General features: G+C 37.7%; 24 protein-coding genes. 10 read left to right on the plus strand and 14 right to left on the minus strand.

All coding sequences use genetic code 11. The features are described from left to right. The first annotated feature begins 91 nt into the window (after positions 1–91). On the plus strand, positions 92–718 hold the full coding sequence (locus MBBTH_RS06385) for a DUF447 domain-containing protein (RefSeq protein ID WP_116592228.1): 627 nt from the start codon (positions 92–94) through the stop codon (positions 716–718). Here the strand turns inward: MBBTH_RS06385 and ade are convergent. The 7 genes from ade to MBBTH_RS06420 form a co-directional block, all read right to left on the minus strand. After that, complete coding sequence (gene ade, locus MBBTH_RS06390) at positions 715–2,433, minus strand: adenine deaminase (RefSeq protein ID WP_116592229.1); 1,719 nt, start codon at positions 2,431–2,433, stop codon at positions 715–717. The two genes, MBBTH_RS06385 and ade, sit on opposite strands and share 4 nt — an antisense overlap. Positions 2,434–2,435: 2 nt before the next feature. Beyond that, on the minus strand, positions 2,436–3,656 hold the full coding sequence (locus MBBTH_RS06395; protein WP_116592230.1) for an ornithine cyclodeaminase: 1,221 nt from the start codon (positions 3,654–3,656) through the stop codon (positions 2,436–2,438). Between the two features lie 105 nt (positions 3,657–3,761). After that, a complete protein-coding gene (locus MBBTH_RS06400) occupies positions 3,762–4,580 on the minus strand; it encodes a zinc ribbon domain-containing protein (protein WP_116592231.1) in 819 nt (272 codons plus the stop codon). An 11-nt stretch (positions 4,581–4,591) separates the two neighbouring features. Next, on the minus strand, positions 4,592–5,521 hold the full coding sequence (locus tag MBBTH_RS06405; RefSeq protein WP_116592232.1) for a double zinc ribbon domain-containing protein: 930 nt from the start codon (positions 5,519–5,521) through the stop codon (positions 4,592–4,594). Positions 5,522–5,526: 5 nt separating this feature from the next. Continuing rightward, positions 5,527–6,078 (minus strand): hypothetical protein, encoded by a 552-nt coding sequence (locus MBBTH_RS06410; protein ID WP_116592233.1) that lies wholly within the window; start codon positions 6,076–6,078, stop codon positions 5,527–5,529. 9 nt (positions 6,079–6,087) lie between these two features. Continuing rightward, complete coding sequence (locus MBBTH_RS06415) at positions 6,088–6,303, minus strand: hypothetical protein (RefSeq protein ID WP_116592234.1); 216 nt, start codon at positions 6,301–6,303, stop codon at positions 6,088–6,090. A gap of 8 nt (positions 6,304–6,311) precedes the next feature. Next, a complete protein-coding gene (locus MBBTH_RS06420) occupies positions 6,312–6,773 on the minus strand; it encodes a hypothetical protein (RefSeq protein ID WP_116592235.1) in 462 nt (153 codons plus the stop codon). A gap of 167 nt (positions 6,774–6,940) precedes the next feature. Between MBBTH_RS06420 and MBBTH_RS06425 the strand changes: the two genes are divergently transcribed. After that, positions 6,941–7,201 (plus strand): winged helix-turn-helix domain-containing protein, encoded by a 261-nt coding sequence (locus tag MBBTH_RS06425; protein WP_243409752.1) that lies wholly within the window; start codon positions 6,941–6,943, stop codon positions 7,199–7,201. Positions 7,202–7,241: 40 nt separating this feature from the next. Here MBBTH_RS06425 and MBBTH_RS06430 read toward each other — a convergent pair whose 3' ends face one another. From MBBTH_RS06430 to MBBTH_RS06445, 4 genes are all read right to left on the minus strand, one after another. Next, positions 7,242–8,579 carry an NCS2 family permease gene (locus MBBTH_RS06430; RefSeq protein ID WP_116592237.1) on the minus strand — a complete coding sequence of 446 codons (1,338 nt, stop codon included), beginning with the start codon at positions 8,577–8,579 and terminating at the stop codon, positions 7,242–7,244. A gap of 128 nt (positions 8,580–8,707) precedes the next feature. Continuing rightward, positions 8,708–9,574 carry an agmatinase gene (gene speB, locus MBBTH_RS06435; protein ID WP_116592238.1) on the minus strand — a complete coding sequence of 289 codons (867 nt, stop codon included), beginning with the start codon at positions 9,572–9,574 and terminating at the stop codon, positions 8,708–8,710. A 36-nt stretch (positions 9,575–9,610) separates the two neighbouring features. Further along, entirely contained in the window at positions 9,611–10,006 is a 396-nt protein-coding gene (locus MBBTH_RS06440) for a translation initiation factor IF-5A (RefSeq protein WP_116592239.1), read from the minus strand. A 145-nt stretch (positions 10,007–10,151) separates the two neighbouring features. Continuing rightward, positions 10,152–10,502: a hypothetical protein gene (locus MBBTH_RS06445; RefSeq protein WP_116592240.1), complete on the minus strand. Its 351-nt coding sequence runs from the start codon at positions 10,500–10,502 to the stop codon at positions 10,152–10,154. 102 nt (positions 10,503–10,604) lie between these two features. Between MBBTH_RS06445 and MBBTH_RS06450 the strand changes: the two genes are divergently transcribed. The 8 genes from MBBTH_RS06450 to MBBTH_RS06485 all read left to right on the plus strand — a co-directional run bounded on the left by MBBTH_RS06450 (position 10,605) and on the right by MBBTH_RS06485 (position 18,340). Next, positions 10,605–11,066 (plus strand): pyruvoyl-dependent arginine decarboxylase, encoded by a 462-nt coding sequence (locus tag MBBTH_RS06450; protein ID WP_116592241.1) that lies wholly within the window; start codon positions 10,605–10,607, stop codon positions 11,064–11,066. Positions 11,067–11,068: 2 nt separating this feature from the next. Then, positions 11,069–12,928 carry a bifunctional NADP phosphatase/NAD kinase gene (locus MBBTH_RS06455; RefSeq protein WP_116592242.1) on the plus strand — a complete coding sequence of 620 codons (1,860 nt, stop codon included), beginning with the start codon at positions 11,069–11,071 and terminating at the stop codon, positions 12,926–12,928. Then, positions 12,921–14,339, plus strand: a complete 1,419-nt coding sequence (gene cfbE / locus MBBTH_RS06460; RefSeq protein ID WP_116592243.1) for a coenzyme F430 synthase — start codon at positions 12,921–12,923, stop codon at positions 14,337–14,339. The genes MBBTH_RS06455 and cfbE overlap by 8 nt, the downstream gene beginning before the upstream one ends. Before the next feature lie 113 nt (positions 14,340–14,452). Further along, entirely contained in the window at positions 14,453–15,322 is an 870-nt protein-coding gene (gene hemC / locus MBBTH_RS06465; protein WP_116592244.1) for a hydroxymethylbilane synthase, read from the plus strand. Positions 15,323–15,336: 14 nt separating this feature from the next. Beyond that, positions 15,337–16,293 (plus strand): Gfo/Idh/MocA family protein, encoded by a 957-nt coding sequence (locus MBBTH_RS06470; protein WP_116592245.1) that lies wholly within the window; start codon positions 15,337–15,339, stop codon positions 16,291–16,293. 8 nt (positions 16,294–16,301) lie between these two features. Further along, the gene (locus tag MBBTH_RS06475; protein WP_116592246.1) at positions 16,302–16,913 is read left to right on the plus strand and encodes an orotate phosphoribosyltransferase-like protein; all 612 of its coding nucleotides are present in this window, start codon (positions 16,302–16,304) and stop codon (positions 16,911–16,913) included. A 96-nt stretch (positions 16,914–17,009) separates the two neighbouring features. Further along, complete coding sequence (locus MBBTH_RS06480) at positions 17,010–17,381, plus strand: HIRAN domain-containing protein (RefSeq protein ID WP_243409754.1); 372 nt, start codon at positions 17,010–17,012, stop codon at positions 17,379–17,381. 11 nt (positions 17,382–17,392) lie between these two features. Continuing rightward, positions 17,393–18,340 carry an ARPP-1 family domain-containing protein gene (locus tag MBBTH_RS06485; RefSeq protein WP_116592248.1) on the plus strand — a complete coding sequence of 316 codons (948 nt, stop codon included), beginning with the start codon at positions 17,393–17,395 and terminating at the stop codon, positions 18,338–18,340. Here MBBTH_RS06485 and MBBTH_RS06490 read toward each other — a convergent pair. The 3 genes from MBBTH_RS06490 to MBBTH_RS06500 form a co-directional block, all read right to left on the minus strand. After that, a complete protein-coding gene (locus MBBTH_RS06490; RefSeq protein WP_116592249.1) occupies positions 18,323–19,996 on the minus strand; it encodes an N-6 DNA methylase in 1,674 nt (557 codons plus the stop codon). The genes MBBTH_RS06485 and MBBTH_RS06490 overlap by 18 nt on opposite strands. Continuing rightward, on the minus strand, positions 19,986–20,555 hold the full coding sequence (locus MBBTH_RS06495) for a restriction endonuclease subunit S (RefSeq protein WP_116592250.1): 570 nt from the start codon (positions 20,553–20,555) through the stop codon (positions 19,986–19,988). Before MBBTH_RS06495 ends, MBBTH_RS06490 begins: the two co-directional genes overlap by 11 nt. Positions 20,556–20,661: 106 nt before the next feature. Further along, complete coding sequence (locus MBBTH_RS06500) at positions 20,662–21,006, minus strand: hypothetical protein (protein WP_116592251.1); 345 nt, start codon at positions 21,004–21,006, stop codon at positions 20,662–20,664. Between the last annotated feature and the right edge of the window lie 258 nt (positions 21,007–21,264).

Genomic DNA, 21,264 nt, shown 5'->3' on the forward strand with positions numbered 1-21,264 from the left:
CTTAAACTCCTTAAAATTAAATATTATAATTAATATATTGTTAATCAAGATATAAAAAGGTTTTTTTAAAACAAATCAAATAATGATTAAAATGAATATAAATTTAGCCTCAATCGGAATGGAAAAAGGCAGGCAATACGAAACAATTATCACTACAAAAAACGAAGATGGGACCTATAATGCAGCTCCCATAGGAGTTATTTGTGCAGGTGAGGATAAAATAATCAACCGTATTTTCAAGGGAAGTCACACTTTGGAAAATATTATCCGCGAAAGGGAGTTTATTGTAAACATAACCCATGATCCTGAACTGTTTACTGTTTCATTACTTGGAAACCTTCCTCAAAGTTATTTCGACGATGATTGCTCTCTCAAATGTGGAGACGCATATTTTAAATGCAATGTGATTAGCTTAACCGAAGCCGTGAAACAAAGCGACCCTGTCAAAAAGAAAGGGGAAGGAATTGTCATCAAATCAAAAGCGATTGATATTGTAATCAAAAAGCCGACCAAAGCAATGAACAGGGGATTCGGTTATGTCATTGAAACATTGGTCAATCTAACACGTTTCGATTTGGTTGACGATGCAAAAAAAGAAGAATATATAACCCAGTTTAAGGAAGCAAATCGCGTTGTCTTAAAAGTCGGGACTAAAGAAGACATAAAGGCAATGAGAGAAATAAAAAAAGAATTAAAAAGAAAAGGTTATGACCTTTAATTGATAATTACGTCCATAAACTCGAAATTGTCCCCATCGAACAATCCCTTATCAGATATCTTGATTGATGGAATAACGAGCAATGCCATGAATGCCATTGTCATGAACGGCGCTTCAAGCGTACATCCTAATGCCTTTACCATATCATGCAGAACGCCCAATTTCTCGGCAACATCAAATACATCCTCATTTGACATCAGTCCGGCAATAGGCAGAGGCAGTGAATCTTCAAAGTCCACACTGTAAACGGCAATGCCTCCCTTATCTTCAATTACCTGATTGACCGCTCTTGCCATCCTATCTGAATTATATCCGACAACGATTATGTTATGTGAATCGTGGGCAATTGATGAAGCAATAGCTCCTTTTTTCAATCCGAATCCTTTGATGAATCCATTGGCAACAGTATTTCCACCATAACGTTCCACAACAGCTATCTTTAAGACATCCTGAAGAATATCCGCTTGAACCACACCATCCTTAACAGGCAATTTTGCAGTGGTCCTTTTGGTCAGCAAATCCCCGTCAAAGCACTCGATTACATTGACTTCACATTCATCTCCACCGTCATAATGTATATCGAAATCGCTTGGGGTTTTCTTGGACACATTCATTGTGTTTTTAGGTTCAATTTCAGGAACATCGAAAAGGACATTTTCCCCATCGAATACACATTCCCCACCAATGTATGTCTCTAAGACATTGAAATCATATATGCTGTCAATAATTACATAATCGGCTTTTGCACCCGGCACAATAGCTCCGCAATTTAGATTATAGTGATATCCGGGATTGATTGTTACCATACTGATCGCTTTTAAGATATCGATTCCCAGACTAACCGCCTTTTGAACTGATTTGTTTAAGTGACCCTTAATTAAATCGTTCGGATGCTTGTCATCGCTGACTATGAAATCAAACATTGGAGAGAAAATTCTTTTCTCGAATATGTCCCTTAAAAGGATACTCTTGGAATTTGAACTCTCAATATATGCAACACCATCATCAATATTGAAGAGACCCTCCATATCCATGGCGGATGAACCGTCACGAACCATGATTTTCATACCTTTCATCTTTTTCTCGAGAGCTTCCAAAACATTGCTGCATTCGTGGTCTGTACTTATACCGTGTTTAAGGTATTCATCCAAATCTTCACGGGAAAGCAATGGCGCATGACCGTCAATCGGTTTGTTGTATTTATGTGCCAAATCCAACTTCCTAAGCACTTCCTCATCACCATTTATAACTCCTGGGAAATTCATCATTTCACCCAATGCAACAATCTCATCTTTCTTAAGCAGATATTCTATATCTGAGGAATCAAGAACCGCACCGGAAGTTTCAAACGGAGTGGCCGGCACACATGAAGGTGCTGTGAAATAAAAATTAAAAGGAACCTGCTTTGCATTTTCAAACATGGCTTCGACCCCTTCAATTCCTAAAACGTTGGCTATCTCATGAGGGTCGCAAACGGCAGCGGTAGTACCGTGGCGCACTGCAATTTTAGCAAATTGTGCTGGAGAGACCATACTGCTTTCAATATGAAGGTGTGCATCGATAAATCCTGGAACCATTAATCCCTTAACATCAATTTGTGAACCTTCATTGATTGTTATCGGAGTGATCTCCTTAAACAGACCATCTTCCACGGTAATCCTTGCAGGATAAATTGTGTCTGTGATCACATCAAAGATGAAAGCTGTAAATGACATGTTCAGTCCTCCATCAGAGCATTGTAAAGAAGTGGCAGGAATGTACCGATATCAGTAACAATACCAAGCACTTGAGCACTGCCCCTATCGGACAATTTGGTAACTGTGGAAGGGTTGATATCCACACATATACTTTTAACTCTTGAAGGCAGGAGATTACCAGTTGCAATTGAATGCAGCATGGTTGCAATCATGATGACCATGTCAACCTCCTGAGCATAATGTCTCATTATCTTTTGTGCCTCAGCAGTGTCTGTTATGACATCAGGCAAAGGACCATCGTCACGGATGGAACCTGCTAAAACATATGGAACATCGTTTTTAATACACTCATACATGATACCTCCAGTCAAGGTACCGTCTTCAACTGCTTTTTTGATGGATCCAGAATTGTTTATCCTGTTAATGGCCCTCATATGGTGAGTGTGGCCATGAGCGACAATCTTACCTGTCTCGACTTCAATACCCAATGAAGTGCCGAACAGGTTGGATTCAATATCGTGAGTTGCAAGAGCGTTACCTGCCATAATCACATCAATGTAGCCTTCCCTAACAAGTGATGCCAAGTACTTGCCTGAACCTGTATGAACTATAGCTGGCCCTCCAACAATACCGATTTTACCTCCTTTGGCTTTGATTTCCTTCATCTCTTCAGCAATACCATTTATAAGATTCATTAAAGGTTTTTCGGAAGAGACTTCACTGTTCATGAACTCAAACACTTGCTGTTCTTCACGTGACCTGTGAGGAGGTGTGACCCTAACGCCCTCAAGACCGACGACAATTTTATCGCCCGCCTTAACATCAGCGATAGGTTTTACGAAAGCGCGTTTGGCGTCTTCATCAACGACCACTAGACAGTCCATCTCAATCTCTTCAACAGGTATCCAATTTCCATCATAGAAAATGTGTGTTGTATGATTGGATGATGAATAAAAGCCTTCAGGAGCAACTTTATCTTTGGTTGATGCAACAAGATTGACTTCTTTAATCTCATCGATAGATGCACCAAGCACTGATAATTCATCTAAAATAGATTCCAATAGTTCGGGAGAATCCGCTGAAACTTCAATTTTCGCATGACTTACATCTGACTTTTTACGTCCAACATCAATTTCCAATATATCAAATTCTCCGCCTTTGTCCATAATAATGCCCATTGTTTTTGTAAGGGTCAATGAGTCAATAATATGGCCTGAAAGCTCAATAGTTCTTTTATTCATAACAATATGCTCCATAGTTTAGTTAATATTATAACTATGTTTATGGTGATATTTAATGATATTGTTATGGTTGAAAAAAAAAGGAAAAAAAGAAAATTTGGAATGTTATAACATTCCTTTGAAGTTATCTGTTGCTCCACGAATTGATTCTTTAAGATACATATTTGAAACATAAGCCATGATTACTCCTAAAATTACAATCAAAAGCAAATGTCCTCCAAAGAATCCTTCATAAAATCCTGCTACAAATGCACCATATGTAAATTCAACTAATGGAGTTTCTAACAAGCCCAGAATTAAACCAACAATCAAACCGAACACTATCGCATTGGCCTCATTATCCATAGCTGCTCCAAAAAACCCTGCACTCAGAATAATTGCTATGATAAATGAGAACCATGAAAAACCAATTAACAAACCTATGAATGACAGTATTAATGCTACAACTAAAGCAATAATTGAAGGTTTAATTATATTGTTTAAATTAATTTTTTCAGCAAAAGACTGAGTGGAAACTAATTCCTGTTTATTATTCGCACCTGTGAAAACATTAGTTCCACATTCCGGACAGAATGTTGTACCCGGATCAACTTCCACCCCACAATTTGGGCAAATTTTTTTAGTGGCCTTTGGAGTGTCCTTGACTTTAGTTCCACATATTGAGCAAAATAAAGTGTTTTCAGGCAAGGTTGAACCACAATTTTCACAAGTTCTGGACTCCTTCTCCTCGGATTCAATTTTTGTGCCGCAGCTTGGACAAAAAGAATGATTTTCATTTAAATCTGCACCACAGTTGGGGCATTTAGCGGAATTATCTGGAATATCTTCTTTAATCTCTTCAGATTTAAGAAGATTACTACCGCAATTAGGGCAATTCTCTAAATCATCAGCAACATCCAAACCACAATTTCTACATTTAACCATTCAATCACCAATTAATTAAATAATAACTCTTTTTTAAGTTGGTCAAATTCCTCTTGAGTTAATGCTCCACTTTCAAGCAAATCCTGGAACTCTTTTAATTGTTGTGCTTTGCTAACTTCAGCAGTTTGATTTTCAACAATGACAGTCTGTGGTTTATCTCTTAATGATTCATATAAATCCACTAAACCTTGGCCAAATTCATAACTAGGCAATCTAATTTCATAAGAGGTATTGTCCACTAATTTGATTAATAATCTGTCAAACATATCTGCACTATCATTGTTTGCAACCATATCCTTAAATCGAGTTGCTTTAAGAGATTGGATCTTATTTTGCAAGTCTCTACGAATATCATGAGGAGATGTCCAAGCCCTTTTGGTAATGTCTTCATATCTGCTTTCATCACCCAATCTTTTTGTTACCCTCATTGAAACAATTTTATCAAAGTAAAAATTATTTATTCCTGCATTAACTTTTTTGAAATCCCTGTTATCAATTTCCATGAAAACAAATTTATTCTCTTTGATTAAGAAAAATCCATCAATCATTGTTTCATTACCAATGAACAAATTAGGATTGTATCCTGAAACAAGTTTATTGATAGTTTTGTGTTTTGATGTTGATTCTTCTAACATATTAAACCGTTTGACACTTGTTAAGAAATAATCTTCATCTTTGATTCCGAATTCTTCAGCAAGCTTATCATATCTTGCAAGAACTGCATCACGTCTTGCATTCCACTCTTGTTGTTTAAATGAAACTGAAGCGCCGTTATCCAATTTATGTCCACATTCTACACAGAAATTTGTATTTTTATTGTTTTTAGTTCCGCATTTCGGGCAAATATCTGAGCCTGCTTCAAATTTTTCTATTTTTTCACCACAATTGAAACAAAAATCAGACCCGATTACTTCAGCCCCACAATTGTTACATTTGACCATGTCAATCACCAGTTGTTTTGATCCATTGTTTTTCTTAATTTATTTCCCCAAGAACTCTCTTCGATATCTTTAACGGTGGAATCTAAGTTATTAGAAACATCAGAAATTGAGGCATTCAATGCATTGATTTTATTATCCATAATATCAAGTTCCAATTTCATGAATCCTTTTTCAATGTCAGTGTATATTTTAGAATTTTCTTCTGAAATCTTTTCAATCCCATTTCCCTCATTCAACATGTCCATTAATCTTAAAAATACATGTTCTTGGTGTTGTTTTTCATATTCCTTAATGTCTGCAACACTATAAATCCTATCTAACAACATTTTTAATACATTTATAAAATCTTCCCTATCTGTGTGCTCATTAACATTATGAGGTAGGATATCTGTTTTAAGTAAAAATACTGATTGAATATCATTATTATCTTTTAAAACTAATGAATAACCTTTATTTTCAATATAAACTAATGCTATTGATTGTTTTTCATATATCTCAATTTCTACTTTAGAGAATTCTTTCGGTATAGATAAAAAATCCAAATTACGAACTAACATTTTTTCACCTCATTTTCTAATAAAATCTTTTACAAATTTACCTATGAAATAAATTACAGCCAAAAGTACGATTAAAGTAATTAATCCAAAGAATATGCTCCCAATTCCCATAAATAAAACTGGAATAATTCTGCCTATAAACACCACCAAAATTAAAATAACCACAATAATCAAGATAGTGCCCAGACCAAAACCCATATTCTCAAAAAAATCTAAAAAATCCATAATTCACCTCATTTAAATTTAACAGAACTTGCATAAGATTTTAGCATATCAAGATCATACCCACCAACAAAAACGGCCTTACTATTATCATCACTTCTAACACCAACAACATATTCAGGCAAATTTTTCATGCCAATATCATTATAAAACACTAACATATCCCCTTCACTTTGATAAAAATTATAGACAAATGATGTGGTCAAAACATGAATCGAATAATCCGCAGCATTTGAGTAACCTTCAGCTACTTGGGAATCATCATAGTAGAATACTGCAAACTCATCCTCATCAATGACTCCATCGAAATCATCTTTTAGATATTCTTTTGCACAGCCTAAAGGCTTATTTGAATAACACCAAGCCGCATCGCTATAATGTTCACCAATTGGAACATTCATTGTGAATAGACCATCAAAATCCTGAGTCGCAGTTGCAAATGAACTAACAGCAGTGATGGCAATTAATGTCAAAATAACTATTAATAGTATCCATCTTTTCTTGATGAGTATCACCTCGTTTCGGTAATATTAACTTTGGTACACACATAATATAAACATTGCTATTAGCATGCTAATATCATATACATATCTATTAAATAGCCAAAACTAAATTTAAGATTATGGGAACAAAAGATGATATGAGCATTATATCTCTGCTGGCTCGTTCCAAAAAAAGAATTAAGGTCTTAAAATCCCTTGAAAAAGAGGATAAGATACCATCAAAAATCAGCAAGGATATTGAGGATAACAGCAACCATGTTTCCAAATATCTAAAAACCTTAAAGGATGCCGAGCTTGTAGAATGTCTTAATGAAGAGGACAAGAGATATAGATTTTACAGCATCACTGACAAGGGCAAATATTACCTTGACAAGGTAGAAAAAGATTACAGCGACTAATTTTAAAAAAAATAAAAAAAGTTAGACTCAAAATTTGAGTCTAAAGTCCGAAGAACAGGTATATTATAAATACAATAACCATCAGCCAGATACCCCAACCTAACTCTTTTGCTTTTCCACTAGCTAGGCTTGCAACTGCGTAAACAACGAATCCCCAAGCGATACCTAATGAAATGGAGTAGGTTAAAATCATCATAACAATGGTCATGAATACTGAAGCCGCTACAATTAAGTTATCCCATTCTACTTCTTTCAATTGTCCAATCATCAATATACCTACAATAACTAATGCAGCACAAGTAACAGGAGATGTGAACAATCCTAATACTAATGGCGCAAAGAATATAGATAAGATGAATAGGATACCAGTGACTACAGCGGTTAAACCAGATTTACCTCCAATACCAATACCTGCTGCACTTTCAACATATGCGGTTACTGTACTTGTACCGAATATTGCACCAACAATACCGCCAACAGCGTCAGCCAAGAATGCGTTTTCAATTCCAACAGCTTGACCTTCCTCATCGATGAATCCACATTGTCTTCCTAATGCCATCAATGTTCCTGTTGTATCGAAGAATGTCACGAATACAAGTGAGAACAACATCATTAACAAGTTAGGAATGTTATTGAACAGTGTTCCAAATCCATTGAAACATACAGCGAATAATGATAGGTCAAAACTAGTGGTAATGAATTGTGCCGGTACGGCAGGCATCAATATGTCTCCGGTACCGTATCCTACTGCAGTGAATATTACACCGAGAATAGCTGTGATGACTAATCCTAAGAATACAGCTGCAGGCACTTTTTTCACATATAAAATCAAGGTAATGAGAATACCTAACAATGCGAGAAATGCCGGAGCCGCTGTGAGTGCTCCCATACTAACAAAAGTGGAAGGATCAGACACAATAATTCCTGCACCTTTAAGACCCAAGAAAGCCAAGAAACATCCAATAGCTGCACCGATACCTAATTTCAAATCAAGAGGAATAGCGTTTAAGATAGCTTCCCTTAATCCAGAAATAGTGATTATTAAAAAGATTATACTTGAAAGGAGTACAGCAGCAAGAGCAGTTTCAGCACTGTTTCCCATTCCCAAAATGATGGTATATGTAAACAGCGCATTCAGTCCCATACCTGGAGCTAATCCGACTGGATATTTAGCAACTAGCCCCATAATTATACAAGCAACACCTGAAGCGACAGCAGTAGCGAAAAACACTCCAGTGACAGGTAATCCACCGTCACCCAATATGACTGGGTTTACACCTAAAATGTAAGCCATAGCGAGGAATGTGGTGATACCTGCGATGATTTCTGTTTTAAAATCAGTTCCATTTTCCTTAAATTTAAAAAAATTATCCAACATATAACACCTCTTCAGAAAAAAACATTTCTTCCGATGGTATTATCTTTAAAAAATATTAGTATTAAATTTAACTATAAAATTTTGACGATGCAACTTGATTGGGCTTGTCATGATAATGATAAAAAGAATTATTTGACCAGTGTTAAAAAGTCATAGATTATCTTTGCCGCAACCACTGCAGTGTTGTCTCCCAGTCTGTCACTTGCGGTTTCCACAACGTCCAATCCGACAATATTCTTGTGGCATAGTGTTTCAAGGATGGTTTCGATTTCAGATACGAACAATCCTCCAGGTGTCGGGTTTCCAACGTTCGGAGCGATGGCAGGATCAACGACATCCATGTCTATTGAAATGTAAATCGGACCGTCAATGTTGGTAAGGTAATACTCTATGGCGTCCATGTGCTTGTGGACGTCTCCGCTCTTGAATGTCTGGATGTTATAGGTTGATTTCACGAATTCCTCTTCACGGGAGGATGATGACCTTATTCCTATTTGCACCAAATCGACTCCCCTTTCATGGGCCCTTCTCATTACGGTTGCATGAGAGTATTTCTCGCCGATGAATGTGAATGCAAGGTCCCTATGGGCATCCAAATGGATTACAGTCAGTTTCGGATATCTATCGGTCAATGCCCGGATTGCCCCGATGGATGCTGAATGCTCACCGCCAATGATTATCGGCCTGACATTCAAGTCCAAGATCTCATTGATTGTATCCTCAATAATCTCGCAGGTCCTTTCGCAGTTTCCAGGGACAACGTTTACATCCCCGAAATCATAAAAATTAGTTGTCAAGTCTTTATTAAAAACAGTATTGAATTTTTCAAAACCAAATGAAGCTTCGCGAACAACAATTGGTCCTAAACGTGAACCGGAATGATAAGAAGTAGTGCTGTCAAATGGAACTCCGATTATTCCAAATGAATTTTCAATTATTTCATCATTTTCCGCAGAAAATGCAAATTTCCATGGTTCATAGGTATTTAAAAGCATAATTTTCTAAAAAAAAGGAAAATAAAAAAAGAGAACTTATGATCCTCTAGTTCTCATGATTTTCATATTTCCCATTGCAACAATGTATTCAACTTCTCTACCTTCAGTGATTTCATCTTTTAAGTCTTCAGGCATTGGTAAGTCAATGGTATCATAGTTTTCCATGTCCATGATTTGAACATTGTCGCCTTGGATAGAGATAACTTGTCCTAATCTTTTGTCGATGATTGGGATATCCACTTTGTTATCTACAGGTTTAACTAAACTTCTTTTTTGATTATCGAATACGCCGACTGCTTCAATTCTTGCTTTAGCAGCTCCGTGTTTACCAGGAGATGAAGTGGTGTAACTGATAATTTTACAAGCTTCTCCTCCTAAAACAATGTATTTTCCAACTTTTAATGTTTTAATTTCTACAACTTTTGTTGACATTAATTTTCCTCCATTTTATATAAAAACCGGTTTTTAATCTTATAATAAGGAATATTATTAGATTAGTTTAAACTATCTTTTCCATTTTATATAAATTATTCGTTTAACCAATCAATTTGAAAAATTGCGATGGATAATTTGATTGTTAAAATAATGTTGCTCCGGTGTTATATGAGTATAACCATAGGGAAACAGCCGCCAATACCAAAATTACAAGCATCCACACAACAATGAATATTTTCTTGCCGTCTCGTTCTCCCTTTGTAATGTATCTTTCACCTTTCTTGTCACTGGAATGATTTCTGTTATTCTTATAGAAGTCGTCATTTCTAAGGTACGCATAGAACAGGCGGGCAATGAAATAGAATATCACGACAAATATCAGTCCGATATACGGTATTGATCCGAACATTGCTATGATTGAGGAAATGATAAGCATCAGCAGCATGAACATGCACGCTGACAGAAATATTGAAATAGTTTTATTGAAAATCATTAGGTACACCTAAATTTATTTAACATTTCATTGTTTAAATAGATGATGGCCATATGAATAATTTAATTTATTATGAGGAATAAATTAAAGATTAGTGATAAAATGAAAATAGCTATTGTATCTGGAAAAGATGAAGGACCAACAAAATTAAATGCATTCGACAACGCTTTAAGCGATGCCAGTATTGGGGACGTTAACCTCATAAAGGTATCCAGCATGCTTGCAGGCAATGCGGAAATAGTAAAATTGCCAAAACTTAAAGCGGGAGCTATGGTGAACTGCGTCTTATCAGAAATCACTTCAGATAAACCAGGAGATCAGATAACTGCAGTGATAGCGGTGGCTATTGGAGAGGAATTAGGTTGTGTGGTTGAAACAACCGGAATCAATAAAGATGCTGATGACCTGATTGATGAGGCCAAAATGATGGTTGAATACATGATGGAAAAACGTGACGTAGAAATTAAGGACCTGCTCATAGAGTCCTCCACAGCGGTTGTTGAGAACATAGCATCAGTCGTCGCATCAGTAATCTATCTTAATGATGAAATAATCGAGGAGTAAACATGAACGCCCGTGACAAACAAATAGCAACAGATTTGGCTTATAAGATTATTCGTGACGTGAGTAGGGCTATTCGCCCATATGTCGGTAAACCTGAATCCGGCGAAAAGATAAAGATGGGTGCCGACGGAACTCCCACCTCACTGATTGACGTCATAGCCGAGGAGAGAATAATCAACATCCTTAAGAATGCCCCTGTGCTGTCCTACATCATAAGTGAAGAGGTAGGCGAGTTGAAACTTGGAAAGGGAACACAAAAGAATATTGTCCTAACCCAGGAATTGAGGCGTACAGACCTGGATGAGGAGGACACACCAAAATTCATATTCCTAATCGACCCAGTTGACGGAACAAACAACGCGATTAAGGAAATTCCGGCATTCGGTATTTCAATAGCAATAGCAAACGTTGAACAGGGAAGACTGTCAACATTGAACGATGTGGAACTTGCTTTCATCAGCAGCTTTGCGAACGGCAACTTCTTTGAGGCTGAAAAAGGAAAAGGATGCCTATTGAACAATGAGGAAGTCCATCCAAGTGACGTCATCAACATCAGCGACATGACACTCGGAGGATTCACAAAAAGCGGAACATCACAGGCATCCAAATTGGTCGACAACGCACGCCGTATGCGCGTTTTGGGAAGTGTCGTTCTTGAATTGTCATACGTTGCCAGCGGAAGATATGATGCGTTTCTTGATTTGAGGGGAAGTAGAATTATCGACATTGCAGCATCCAAACTGATTCTTGAAGAGGCAGGATGCATAATCACAAACAAGTACGGCCAAAAGCTCAACAACATTCTAAGCATTTATGAAAAGACAATTGTGGTGGCTGCAAACAATAAAATCATGCACAAACAAATAATTGACATCCTAAATGACAATCAGACAGATTTCATCGGAAAGGTGGGCGTTATTTCAAGAATTGACCAGAAGAGACCAATACTCTTTGCAGCAAAGGTCATAGATTACCTTCTAACCAATGGCCGTGAGGTGACCATCGAAAAGCAACTGGCCAAAAAGCTGACTGAATTGAAGGAAAATCCAAATCTGGAAAACATTATAGGAAAAATCAAGGAGAATTACCCTGAAATCTCACATCTGCTTGAGGACATCAACATGAATATCGATTTCAAACAACTGGCCGAACCTATTAAGGATTTTGACTGTGACATGGCATTGATTCTTGGAGGGGACGGAACCCTCCTGAGGGCACAATCCAGAATGAAACCTGAAATCCCAATATTCGGAATAAACATGGGGACAGTGGGATTCCTAACAGAAATCGAAGCAAAGGACACATTCGAATCCTTGGATGAAATCCTCAAAGGCAATTACTACAAGGAAAAAAGAACCCGTCTTGTTGTTTCCCACGAAAACAACATGTTTACCGCAATGAACGAAGTAGTTATAATGACTGACAAGCCTGCAAAAATGCTCCATTTCGAAATCAAAGTGGACGGCGAGATAATCGAGGAGGTAAGGGCTGACGGACTTATCGTTTCAACCCCAAGCGGATCCACAGCATATTCAATGTCCGCCGGAGGACCTATTGTAGACCCTAAAGTTGCAGGTTTCGTCATAATACCAATCTGTCCATACAAACTCGGAGTGAGGCCGTTTGTTGTTTCAGACAACAGTGAGATAACCGTAAAGCTGCTCAAGAAAGGTAAAAGTGCAGTGTTCGTAATGGACGGGCAAATAAACGAGGAAGCTGATTATGAAGAGGAAATCAAATTTAAAAAGGCCGACAAGGACGCCTACTTCATAAGGACATCAACCAAATACTTCTATGAGAAAGTGAAAGACAAACTGAAAGAAGGCGGAATTAACTCAAAACCTCGGTGTGATGATGAATAATCTTGTTATCGATTTAACACATGGGGGAGTGAAGATTGCCACCAGCCTGGCCAAAAAAGGCAGGAGCGTTCTTGCATATGACATTTACAATACATTAAGTGACATAGGCGCCAAAATGCTCGAAACCTCCAATGTTGAGTTGATACAGCTAGATGACTTAAAAGACCTTGAAGGGGACATGAATGTGATTTATCCCATTCATTTGCCTTTAAGCCTTGAAGAGATTACATCATGCAACCCCAACCTGAACTATACCTTCCAAACCCATCACGAAATCATAATGGAACTCCTCGAGGGATGGGGAGAAGACATCTTGAAAATAGAAGTTACCGGAGTTAAGGGAAAGACCACCTCCGTTTTCATGCTTAAGGAAATTCTCATTGACGAAAATCCATTGATTCTCTCAAGCCTAGGGGCATTGCTATACGATAACAAAAGGGAAATCGTCTTGAAGAGGAACATTTCAATCACCCCTGCAAACATTAAGGAAACGGTTGACTTGGCCTATAAAATTGCAAATCCCGTTTGCGAAATTGCAGACGGTGTCGTTGAAAGTGAAAACCTGAGAAAATACAATTCGGCGATTTTCGAATCATCACTTGGAGTCAGCGGAATTGGAGATGTTGGTCTTTTGCTGAACATTGCCGAAGACTATCCAATCGCCAAAGGCAGAAGCAGCGCATCCAAAGCCAAAAGACAGGTTTTCAGATGCAAATGCGTTTGCATCCAAAAGGAAGCCCTGGACAAATACTATTGCGATATTGACCATGAGAAAACCAACACATTTTCACTTAAAGACAAAACAGCCAACCTATTTGTAAAAGAAATTGACTATAATCTAAACCAGACCACAATCAGTTTGGTGTACAGGAATGTGAAAACGGTTAACGGCAATGACGTTTGCGGAAATATGGAATTGAAGACATTTGCACTGGGACCGCACCATGTGAGCAATGTTCTGGGAGTTGTCCTGACCTGCCTCAGCCTGGAAGTGCCTGAGGAAAAGATTGTCGGAAACATTAAAAACTATAAGGGAATCCCCGGAAGGACCAACAAGAGAATAATGGGAAATTCCATAATCATCGAGGAGATAAATCCCGGATTGAACACCCAAGCAATAAAAGAGTCCATCAACATGATCGACGACATTGACGATTACTACATATCTATCGGAGGGGACTATGGAATCACCTGTGAGGAGATTGATGAGGAAAAGCTGTCTGAATTCCTAAACACCCTCAACAGGAACATCATACTGACAGGGGATTTGGGGCTCTCACTATCCAAAAAACTCGATGTCAGTCATGATTATTTCAAAGACTATCATGAAGCCTATGACATGGCCCTGAAAAACGATAAGAATCTTCTTTTCATATATCGTTCAGACTACCGCAAAGTTTCACAACGATGATTTTTTTAGAAAAATTGAAACATTTAATAAATATTACTTGTAAAAATTAATAATGTAACAAAATGTTGTAAGTTAGAACTTACAATATTATTTTTAAAACTTGGAGACATTAGATGATTGTTGGAACACGCGGAAGTCAATTAGCTTTAGCGCAAACAAAGCAAGTTTGTGCAGATTTATCCAAAATAACTGGCGAATCAATAGATGTGGAAATTATCAAGACCAAAGGAGATAAGATCACCACATCACAACTATACAACATGGATTCAAAGGGCCTTTTCACAAAAGAGCTTGACATTGCTCTTCTTGAAGAGGAAGTTGATTTTACAGTGCATAGCTTTAAGGATTTGCCTACCGAATTGGACGAAGACTTGGAAATTGTAGCTGTTCCAAAACGTGAAGCTCCAAATGAAGTTTTAATCTCTAAAAAAGACTGGAATGAACTTGGACCCGGGTCAAAACTTGGAACAAGCAGTCTTAGAAGAGAAGCTTTTTGTAATCATTACAATAAGGAATTTGAACTCAAGCCTATCAGAGGAAACATTGAAACCAGAATTCAAAAAGCCTTGGAAAGTGATCTTGATGCCACAATCATGGCACAGGCAGGCCTTAAAAGATTGAATCTGACAAAATACATCAAGAATGTATTTCCGCTGGATTACATTACCCCTCCTGCAGGTCAGGGGGCATTGGCCATCATAACAAGGAAGGACTCTGATATCAAGGGAGTCATTTCCAAATTAAATGATTACGTCTCAATGCAGGAAGTGCTTGCAGAGAAAAAAGTGCTGGAAGAGCTCGGAGTTGGCTGTCAATGGCCGATTGGAGCGATAGCACGCATGAATGATAATGAATTTAATATTTATTCAATATTATTAACCAAAGAAGGTGAAATCCTTAAAGAGCAAACCGAAAAGGGCTCCATCAGAAATGCAGTTGAACTTGGAGGTCGTATCGGAAAGCTTTTCGGTGATTATGTTTAAACGGAGGAATCAAATTGAGAACTATTAACGTAGGAGTTGTCGGAGTAGGAGCGATGGGTGAAAACCATGTTCGTGTCTACCATAAAATGGAAGAAGCAAATTTAGTTGCTGTAAGTGACGTAAGCGAAAGAGCGCTTAAAAAAATCGAGAAGAAATATGGCGCTAAAGGTTTCACAGAATATAGTGATCTGCTCGAAGATCCAGAAATCGAAGCTGTGAGCGTATGTGTGCCAACCACATTCCACCACGCTGTGGTAATGGAAGCCATCAAACATGGAAAACATGTTTTAGTTGAAAAGCCAATAGCATTCACAGTCAGTGAAGCTGAAGAAATGATTGCTGCAGCTAAGGAAGCTGGAGTGTTGCTTGCAACCGGACACGTTGAAAGATTTAATCCTGCTGTTCAAAAGGCTAAAGAACTTGTTGACGACGGAGTCATTGGAGACATCGTATCCGCATTCGCTAAAAGGGTAGGTCCTCTCCCACCAAGAATAAAAGACGTCGGTGTATCAATAGATTTAGCTATTCACGATTTAGATATCATGAACTACCTGTTTGAAGAGGAAGTCACTCAGGTTTACGGTTCAATGAACTGTAGTTTTGATGACAGCGAATTTGAAGACCACGCTGAAATCATGGTTAATTTCAACAACGAATCCACAGGAATCGTTGAAGTTAACTGGTTAACCCCTTACAAACGTAGAGAACTCGAACTTACCGGTACCGCAGGAATCATCTCTGTCGACTACATCAAGCAAAGCATTGAGGTATACGGTAAATTTGCTCAAGACATCCAAATCAAACATGAAGAACCTCTTAAAGGTGAATTGAAATCCTTCTTAAATGCAGTGATGAAAGGAGAAGAGCCAGAAATTACTGGTGAAGATGGACTTAAAGCTCTTAAAATGGTTATCGCTGCAAACAAATCATCCCAAGAACATAAACCAATTAGTTTTGAAGAACTTGAATAGGTGATAATGTGAAACAAAAATTAATTGCAAAGGCTCAAGAACTCAGACAACATGGATTTACCACCGGTGAAATCGCTGACGAACTTAACGTCAGTATGGACACCGCCAGATGGTTAACACTCCAGAAAGCAACTGAAGAAAAAACTGAAGCACCGGTTGATTTTGCTATCAACTGGAAAAGTATCGGTGGAAATGCAACCCGTTTAAGTTACGTTTCCGGCGCTTTAAGCGACATGGCATTATCACATGGGGAAGTTGATACTGTAGTTGGTATTGCGGTTAGCGGAGTGCCGTTTGCAACAGTGATGGCTGATTTCATTGAAGACATGACCGGATTGGACACTTCCATAGCAATCTTCCACCCAAACAAGCATAGGAAAGATGCTGACTCAACAGATGACGAAGGTACCATCAGTACCAATTTCGGAAGCGTTGAAGGCAAGAAAGTGGTCATTGTCGATGACGTTATCACAAGTGGAAAAACCGCAAAAGAGGTTATCCATACCGTAAAAGACCTTGGCGGAGAGCCAACTTGTGTTGTCGTATTGATTGACAAAGCAGGACTCTCTGAAATTGAAGGAATTCCTGTAGAATCATTAATTAAAGTTAGTAGATTATAAATCTACTATAATTTCTTATTTTTTACCAATCAACCATTTTGAAAAATACCTAATTTTAAATAGTTCAACACACAAAATATGCACAAGGTGATAATTTTGTATATAACAGTACTTGCATCCAACAAACTTCACGGACAAAAACCATTGGCAATAGACGGCATTGTCAAGTTAGTAAAGGAACCAGAGAACAAATATGATACAGAAGCGATAGCCTGTGAAATGAGATATTTTGGAAAGATAGGCTATGTTGCAAACAGCACTCATACTGTAGTTAAAGGATGCATGAGTGCAGGAAGAGTTTACGATAAAATCAACGATGAATACTTTGCAAAAATCAAATTCATCAAGGACACAATTGCAATAGCAAAGATACTGGATTCCGATGAATTCATAGCTGAAATAGAAGATCCTGAAAGTGATGTGCATTACCTAAGTGAAAATCCATCAGAACTTAAATTCAACTACTGAGGGGATTGAAAATGATAACTCTTGGAAACGATGTAACTATTAACCCAAACATAGAACTGTTATCTCCGCAAACACACAAGAACATAACTGTCATACCATTAAAGACAGAAAGGACTTATATCGATATTCTGACACTTAAAAAAGGCCTGGAACTGGGTCTTGTCAAAGTCAGTGAATGCCCCCAATCACAGGTGAACACACTTGTCGTCACAAACGCCTCCGTAACCCCACTAATCCTGATTGACGGGGAGGAGATAGTTGGAGGAGACCAGAACAGGATAGTCAATTCGACAGTAGTGATTGATGCTCGAAGCAAAATGAAAATTTCTGTAAGCTGCACTGAAAAAAACAGGTGGGCATACAAAAGCGAATTCAAGCAATCCGATTACATGGCAAACCACAGGACTCGGGTGGCAAAGGAATATGCCTCCAGAGACTCCGAACATTTCCAGAATGTGATCTGGTCATCCATCGATAGGTTGGAACATGAAAATTCATTCTCATCACCTACAGCGGCAATGGAAGAAAGCTATGAAAACCTTAAGATTAACCACAACAAGATTATTAAGGAATTTGACATAGTCAAAGACCAAAACGGCATTATAGTAATCATTGACGGCAAGATTGAAGGTTTTGAAGTCTTTCTAAGCTCAGAAATCTATAAGGAATTTCACGAAAAGATACTGAAGAGCTATCTCATTGATGCCGAAATCAATGAAAACCAATATCCTGTAAACATTGATGCTGCACAGGATGCCCTTGATAATGCATATGATTCCTCATTTACCGAAAAGGAAACTAAAGGACTTGAAAAGGCATATACATTTGAGAACCAGGACGGCCTTGGAACCTTATACGCATACAATGACAAAATAATACATTGGTCCTACTTTAAAAAAATGGAAGAAATAATAAAGGATGAAATCATTGAGAATACAGCATTAGAATCTGATATCTAACTCTTTCATCATTTTTTCAATTTTCAGATTGAGATTTTCAATATTCTCATCTATTTCTCTTTTTTCAACTGTCAGATCATCCAATCTGATGAAGTCTTCCTCAAAAGTATCGACATAACGGGATACAGATAAATTGAAATCATTCTGAGCAATTTCATCTAATTTTATGACATTCGAAAACTTGCTGATGGTCAGCTTGTTGATGAACACGTCCTTCATCTTGTTAATTGTTTCATTGGCCAAAATGAGATTTCTTCTAAAGAGTCCAGGAAACAGTTTAGCGCTTTTTTGTGTCTTGAACTGTTTTGATATGTCAATGAAAAGGATGTCGTCGTCAGTTCTGTTCTTCTTAAACACTATTACGACTTCGGGCCTTCTTCTGCCCAATTCCTCAGGAATGCTTATTATTGTATCGATGTAGTTTTTCTCATGGGTCAGGTATTTCCTGAGTGTCTGAAGGGAATTCTTGTATAGGAAGTTCTGTGAAATGCTGACAGCCATTATTCCGTCATCCTTGAGTGAATCAACAAGATTGATCAGGAATAAAAATTCGTTGTCCTTTAGAGATCCGTATTCTCCTGTGAACTCCTCGTTCGAATCCTCCTCAACATCGATTTTCTGAAGGAGATTTTCCATCGCAATGTTCCAGTCTGCATCCTGTGATAATGAATCGCTCTTGATTCCGAACTTTTCAATCAGCACATCCTCCAGTTCGCCACGTTTGCTTCTTTTGGCAATCTCGAAGCTTTGGTTCTTATTGGCTGAATGATAGTTCTTTATGGACACCGGAATTTCAGACAGGATTGCATCGAATGACGCGCCCTCAATATCGATTGATTGGGTCGCATCCTCATTTTTAAAGACCACATGATCAAGATAGAAGATATTTATGAAGAATCTGGCTATGGTGTAGAGATAGGTCAACTTGTCCTCTTCCTTGCCGTAATATGTCACTCCTGTCTCGCAAAGGTCTGATAATTTCATCAGGGATGTTCCGTCCTTCATGAACGGATCATATGCGCTTTTAATGGAGGTCTTTTCACAGGATATCAATGTTGAGAGTATCTGTGAGACATATTCCGGATTGGACTCGACATTCATCAGTCTTGAGTATGAAATCACATCAAAAACCCTTCTGAATTCAAAGGCATTGTCAAAAAGGTCCAACTTGGAAATGGAAAAGATTATTTCCTTTATGGCAAGATTCATCTCGTTGTCAAATTCAAAATCCTTAACGGATATCTCCTCACGTATTGTCTTGAACAGTAACTTGAAGTATTCCCTGTCCTTGCTTTTTTCATCGAATGTGATGTTATCCGGAAAGACCCTGAAGAAATCTGTCAGGAAAAATCTGTCGGAATAGTTCTTGTTTATTACCTCGTCGATGAATGCCTCAGGGTTTTCGAAATGGTATCCGAACAGATGCATTGCATCTTCTCTCAGCGATTCGCGGTAATATCCGTCACGGTATGCCTCATCCAGTGTGATTTCCTTATCCTGGATTGCCATTAGAAAATGATCCTTAAGGCTGTCGGAACAATATTTGTATAAAAAAGTGTAAATGATTACATAATCTATTTGGGGCGGAAGGTTGAATCTCCTTGACTTTGATATGAGGTTTCTCAGGATCTTATAATTTGTTGAATCATATTTCATCGGCGTCCCCCCATAGGTCGTTCAATATCGCTTCCTTGAGATTGCGGTCATACTCGACCTGACGCAGGTCCTCATGAATCTTATGGTTGATGGTGTTCAGCAGTTCCCCGTATTTTACTTGAGTATCAAAATCAGGCACTATCAGTTCAAGCTGCTTTATTTCCTTAAGGGATGTGTGAGGTATCTTCTCGCTGCTTCCCAGTTCATAAAGCTGTTTTCTTATATGAGCATTGGTGAGTAAATGTGTTATAAAGTTAGGGTCATAGCCTTTTCTAAGCCGTATAATGGCTATTCTGTCACTTACGACCAATCCCTCTTCTTTAACACACACTACATCATAAGGATAGGGCATTTTCATCAATACATCATTTTCTCTTGTGAAAAATCTTTCTTTAATGTTGCTTTTAAGGCTCAGTTCTTCAAAATCGGACAATATTCCATCTTTTTTTATGGATCTTTGAACTACAACCTTAAACATGTCTCCATTATCATCCAAATAGCGTCTATAGGATAATCCGGAGAATATTTCAGCCATATCTCCTAATTTTACTTTTTTCATTTTAATCCCCTTAAAAAGAAGGTTTGGCTTTGTTAAAAGCCATGTTCAATTGTTATGTATGGTGGGTGGAATGAGCATTAGTTTTTGGTGGTGAGCCAAAAACTAACTATTGGTATAGGCCTGCAACATCGTCGAGAAGTGCGGGTTCGTCTGGAATTTCTGATGGGTCAACCTTTTCTGCGGAAACTCCACCGATTACTCCAACGCTTTGGATGTTGTCTTTCAAGACGGCGGTTGAGGTTATTCCAGGTCCTTGCGGTGAAAGGACAAACAGGTCTAAAAACAATTCATCTTCGCCAACAATAAATGCAGGTTCGATAGGTTCTGCAGATTTTGTTTGGACCTTGATTAGAATATGTTTTGCCTCATTATCATCATCAATACCAATTTCTTGTCTGATAGTTTTATCTAAATCTTTTACTTTTTCGCTCCAATTGATTTTTCCGTTCATATTATTACCTCTCTATTCTTTTTTCACCTTAAAATACAATGGTGTGGATTTTTAGTGAGTGCATTTTTTTAAAGATTATGCACATTTGCAATCTTATTTTAGATTTAATAGTATATAAACTTAACTGTTTTATTTATCTTTTCTAAAAAATTACAAGTAACCGACTGCAAATAACTATTTATTTTAGGTATTATATAAATGTTTTGTATTTTTTAAAAAAATACAAAAAAGCAGAAATGTGCGAAGGTCCTCCCGCAC

The sequence above is a fragment of the Methanobrevibacter thaueri genome (genome assembly GCF_003111625.1).
Classification (GTDB): Archaea; Methanobacteriota; Methanobacteria; order Methanobacteriales; family Methanobacteriaceae; genus Methanocatella; species Methanocatella thaueri.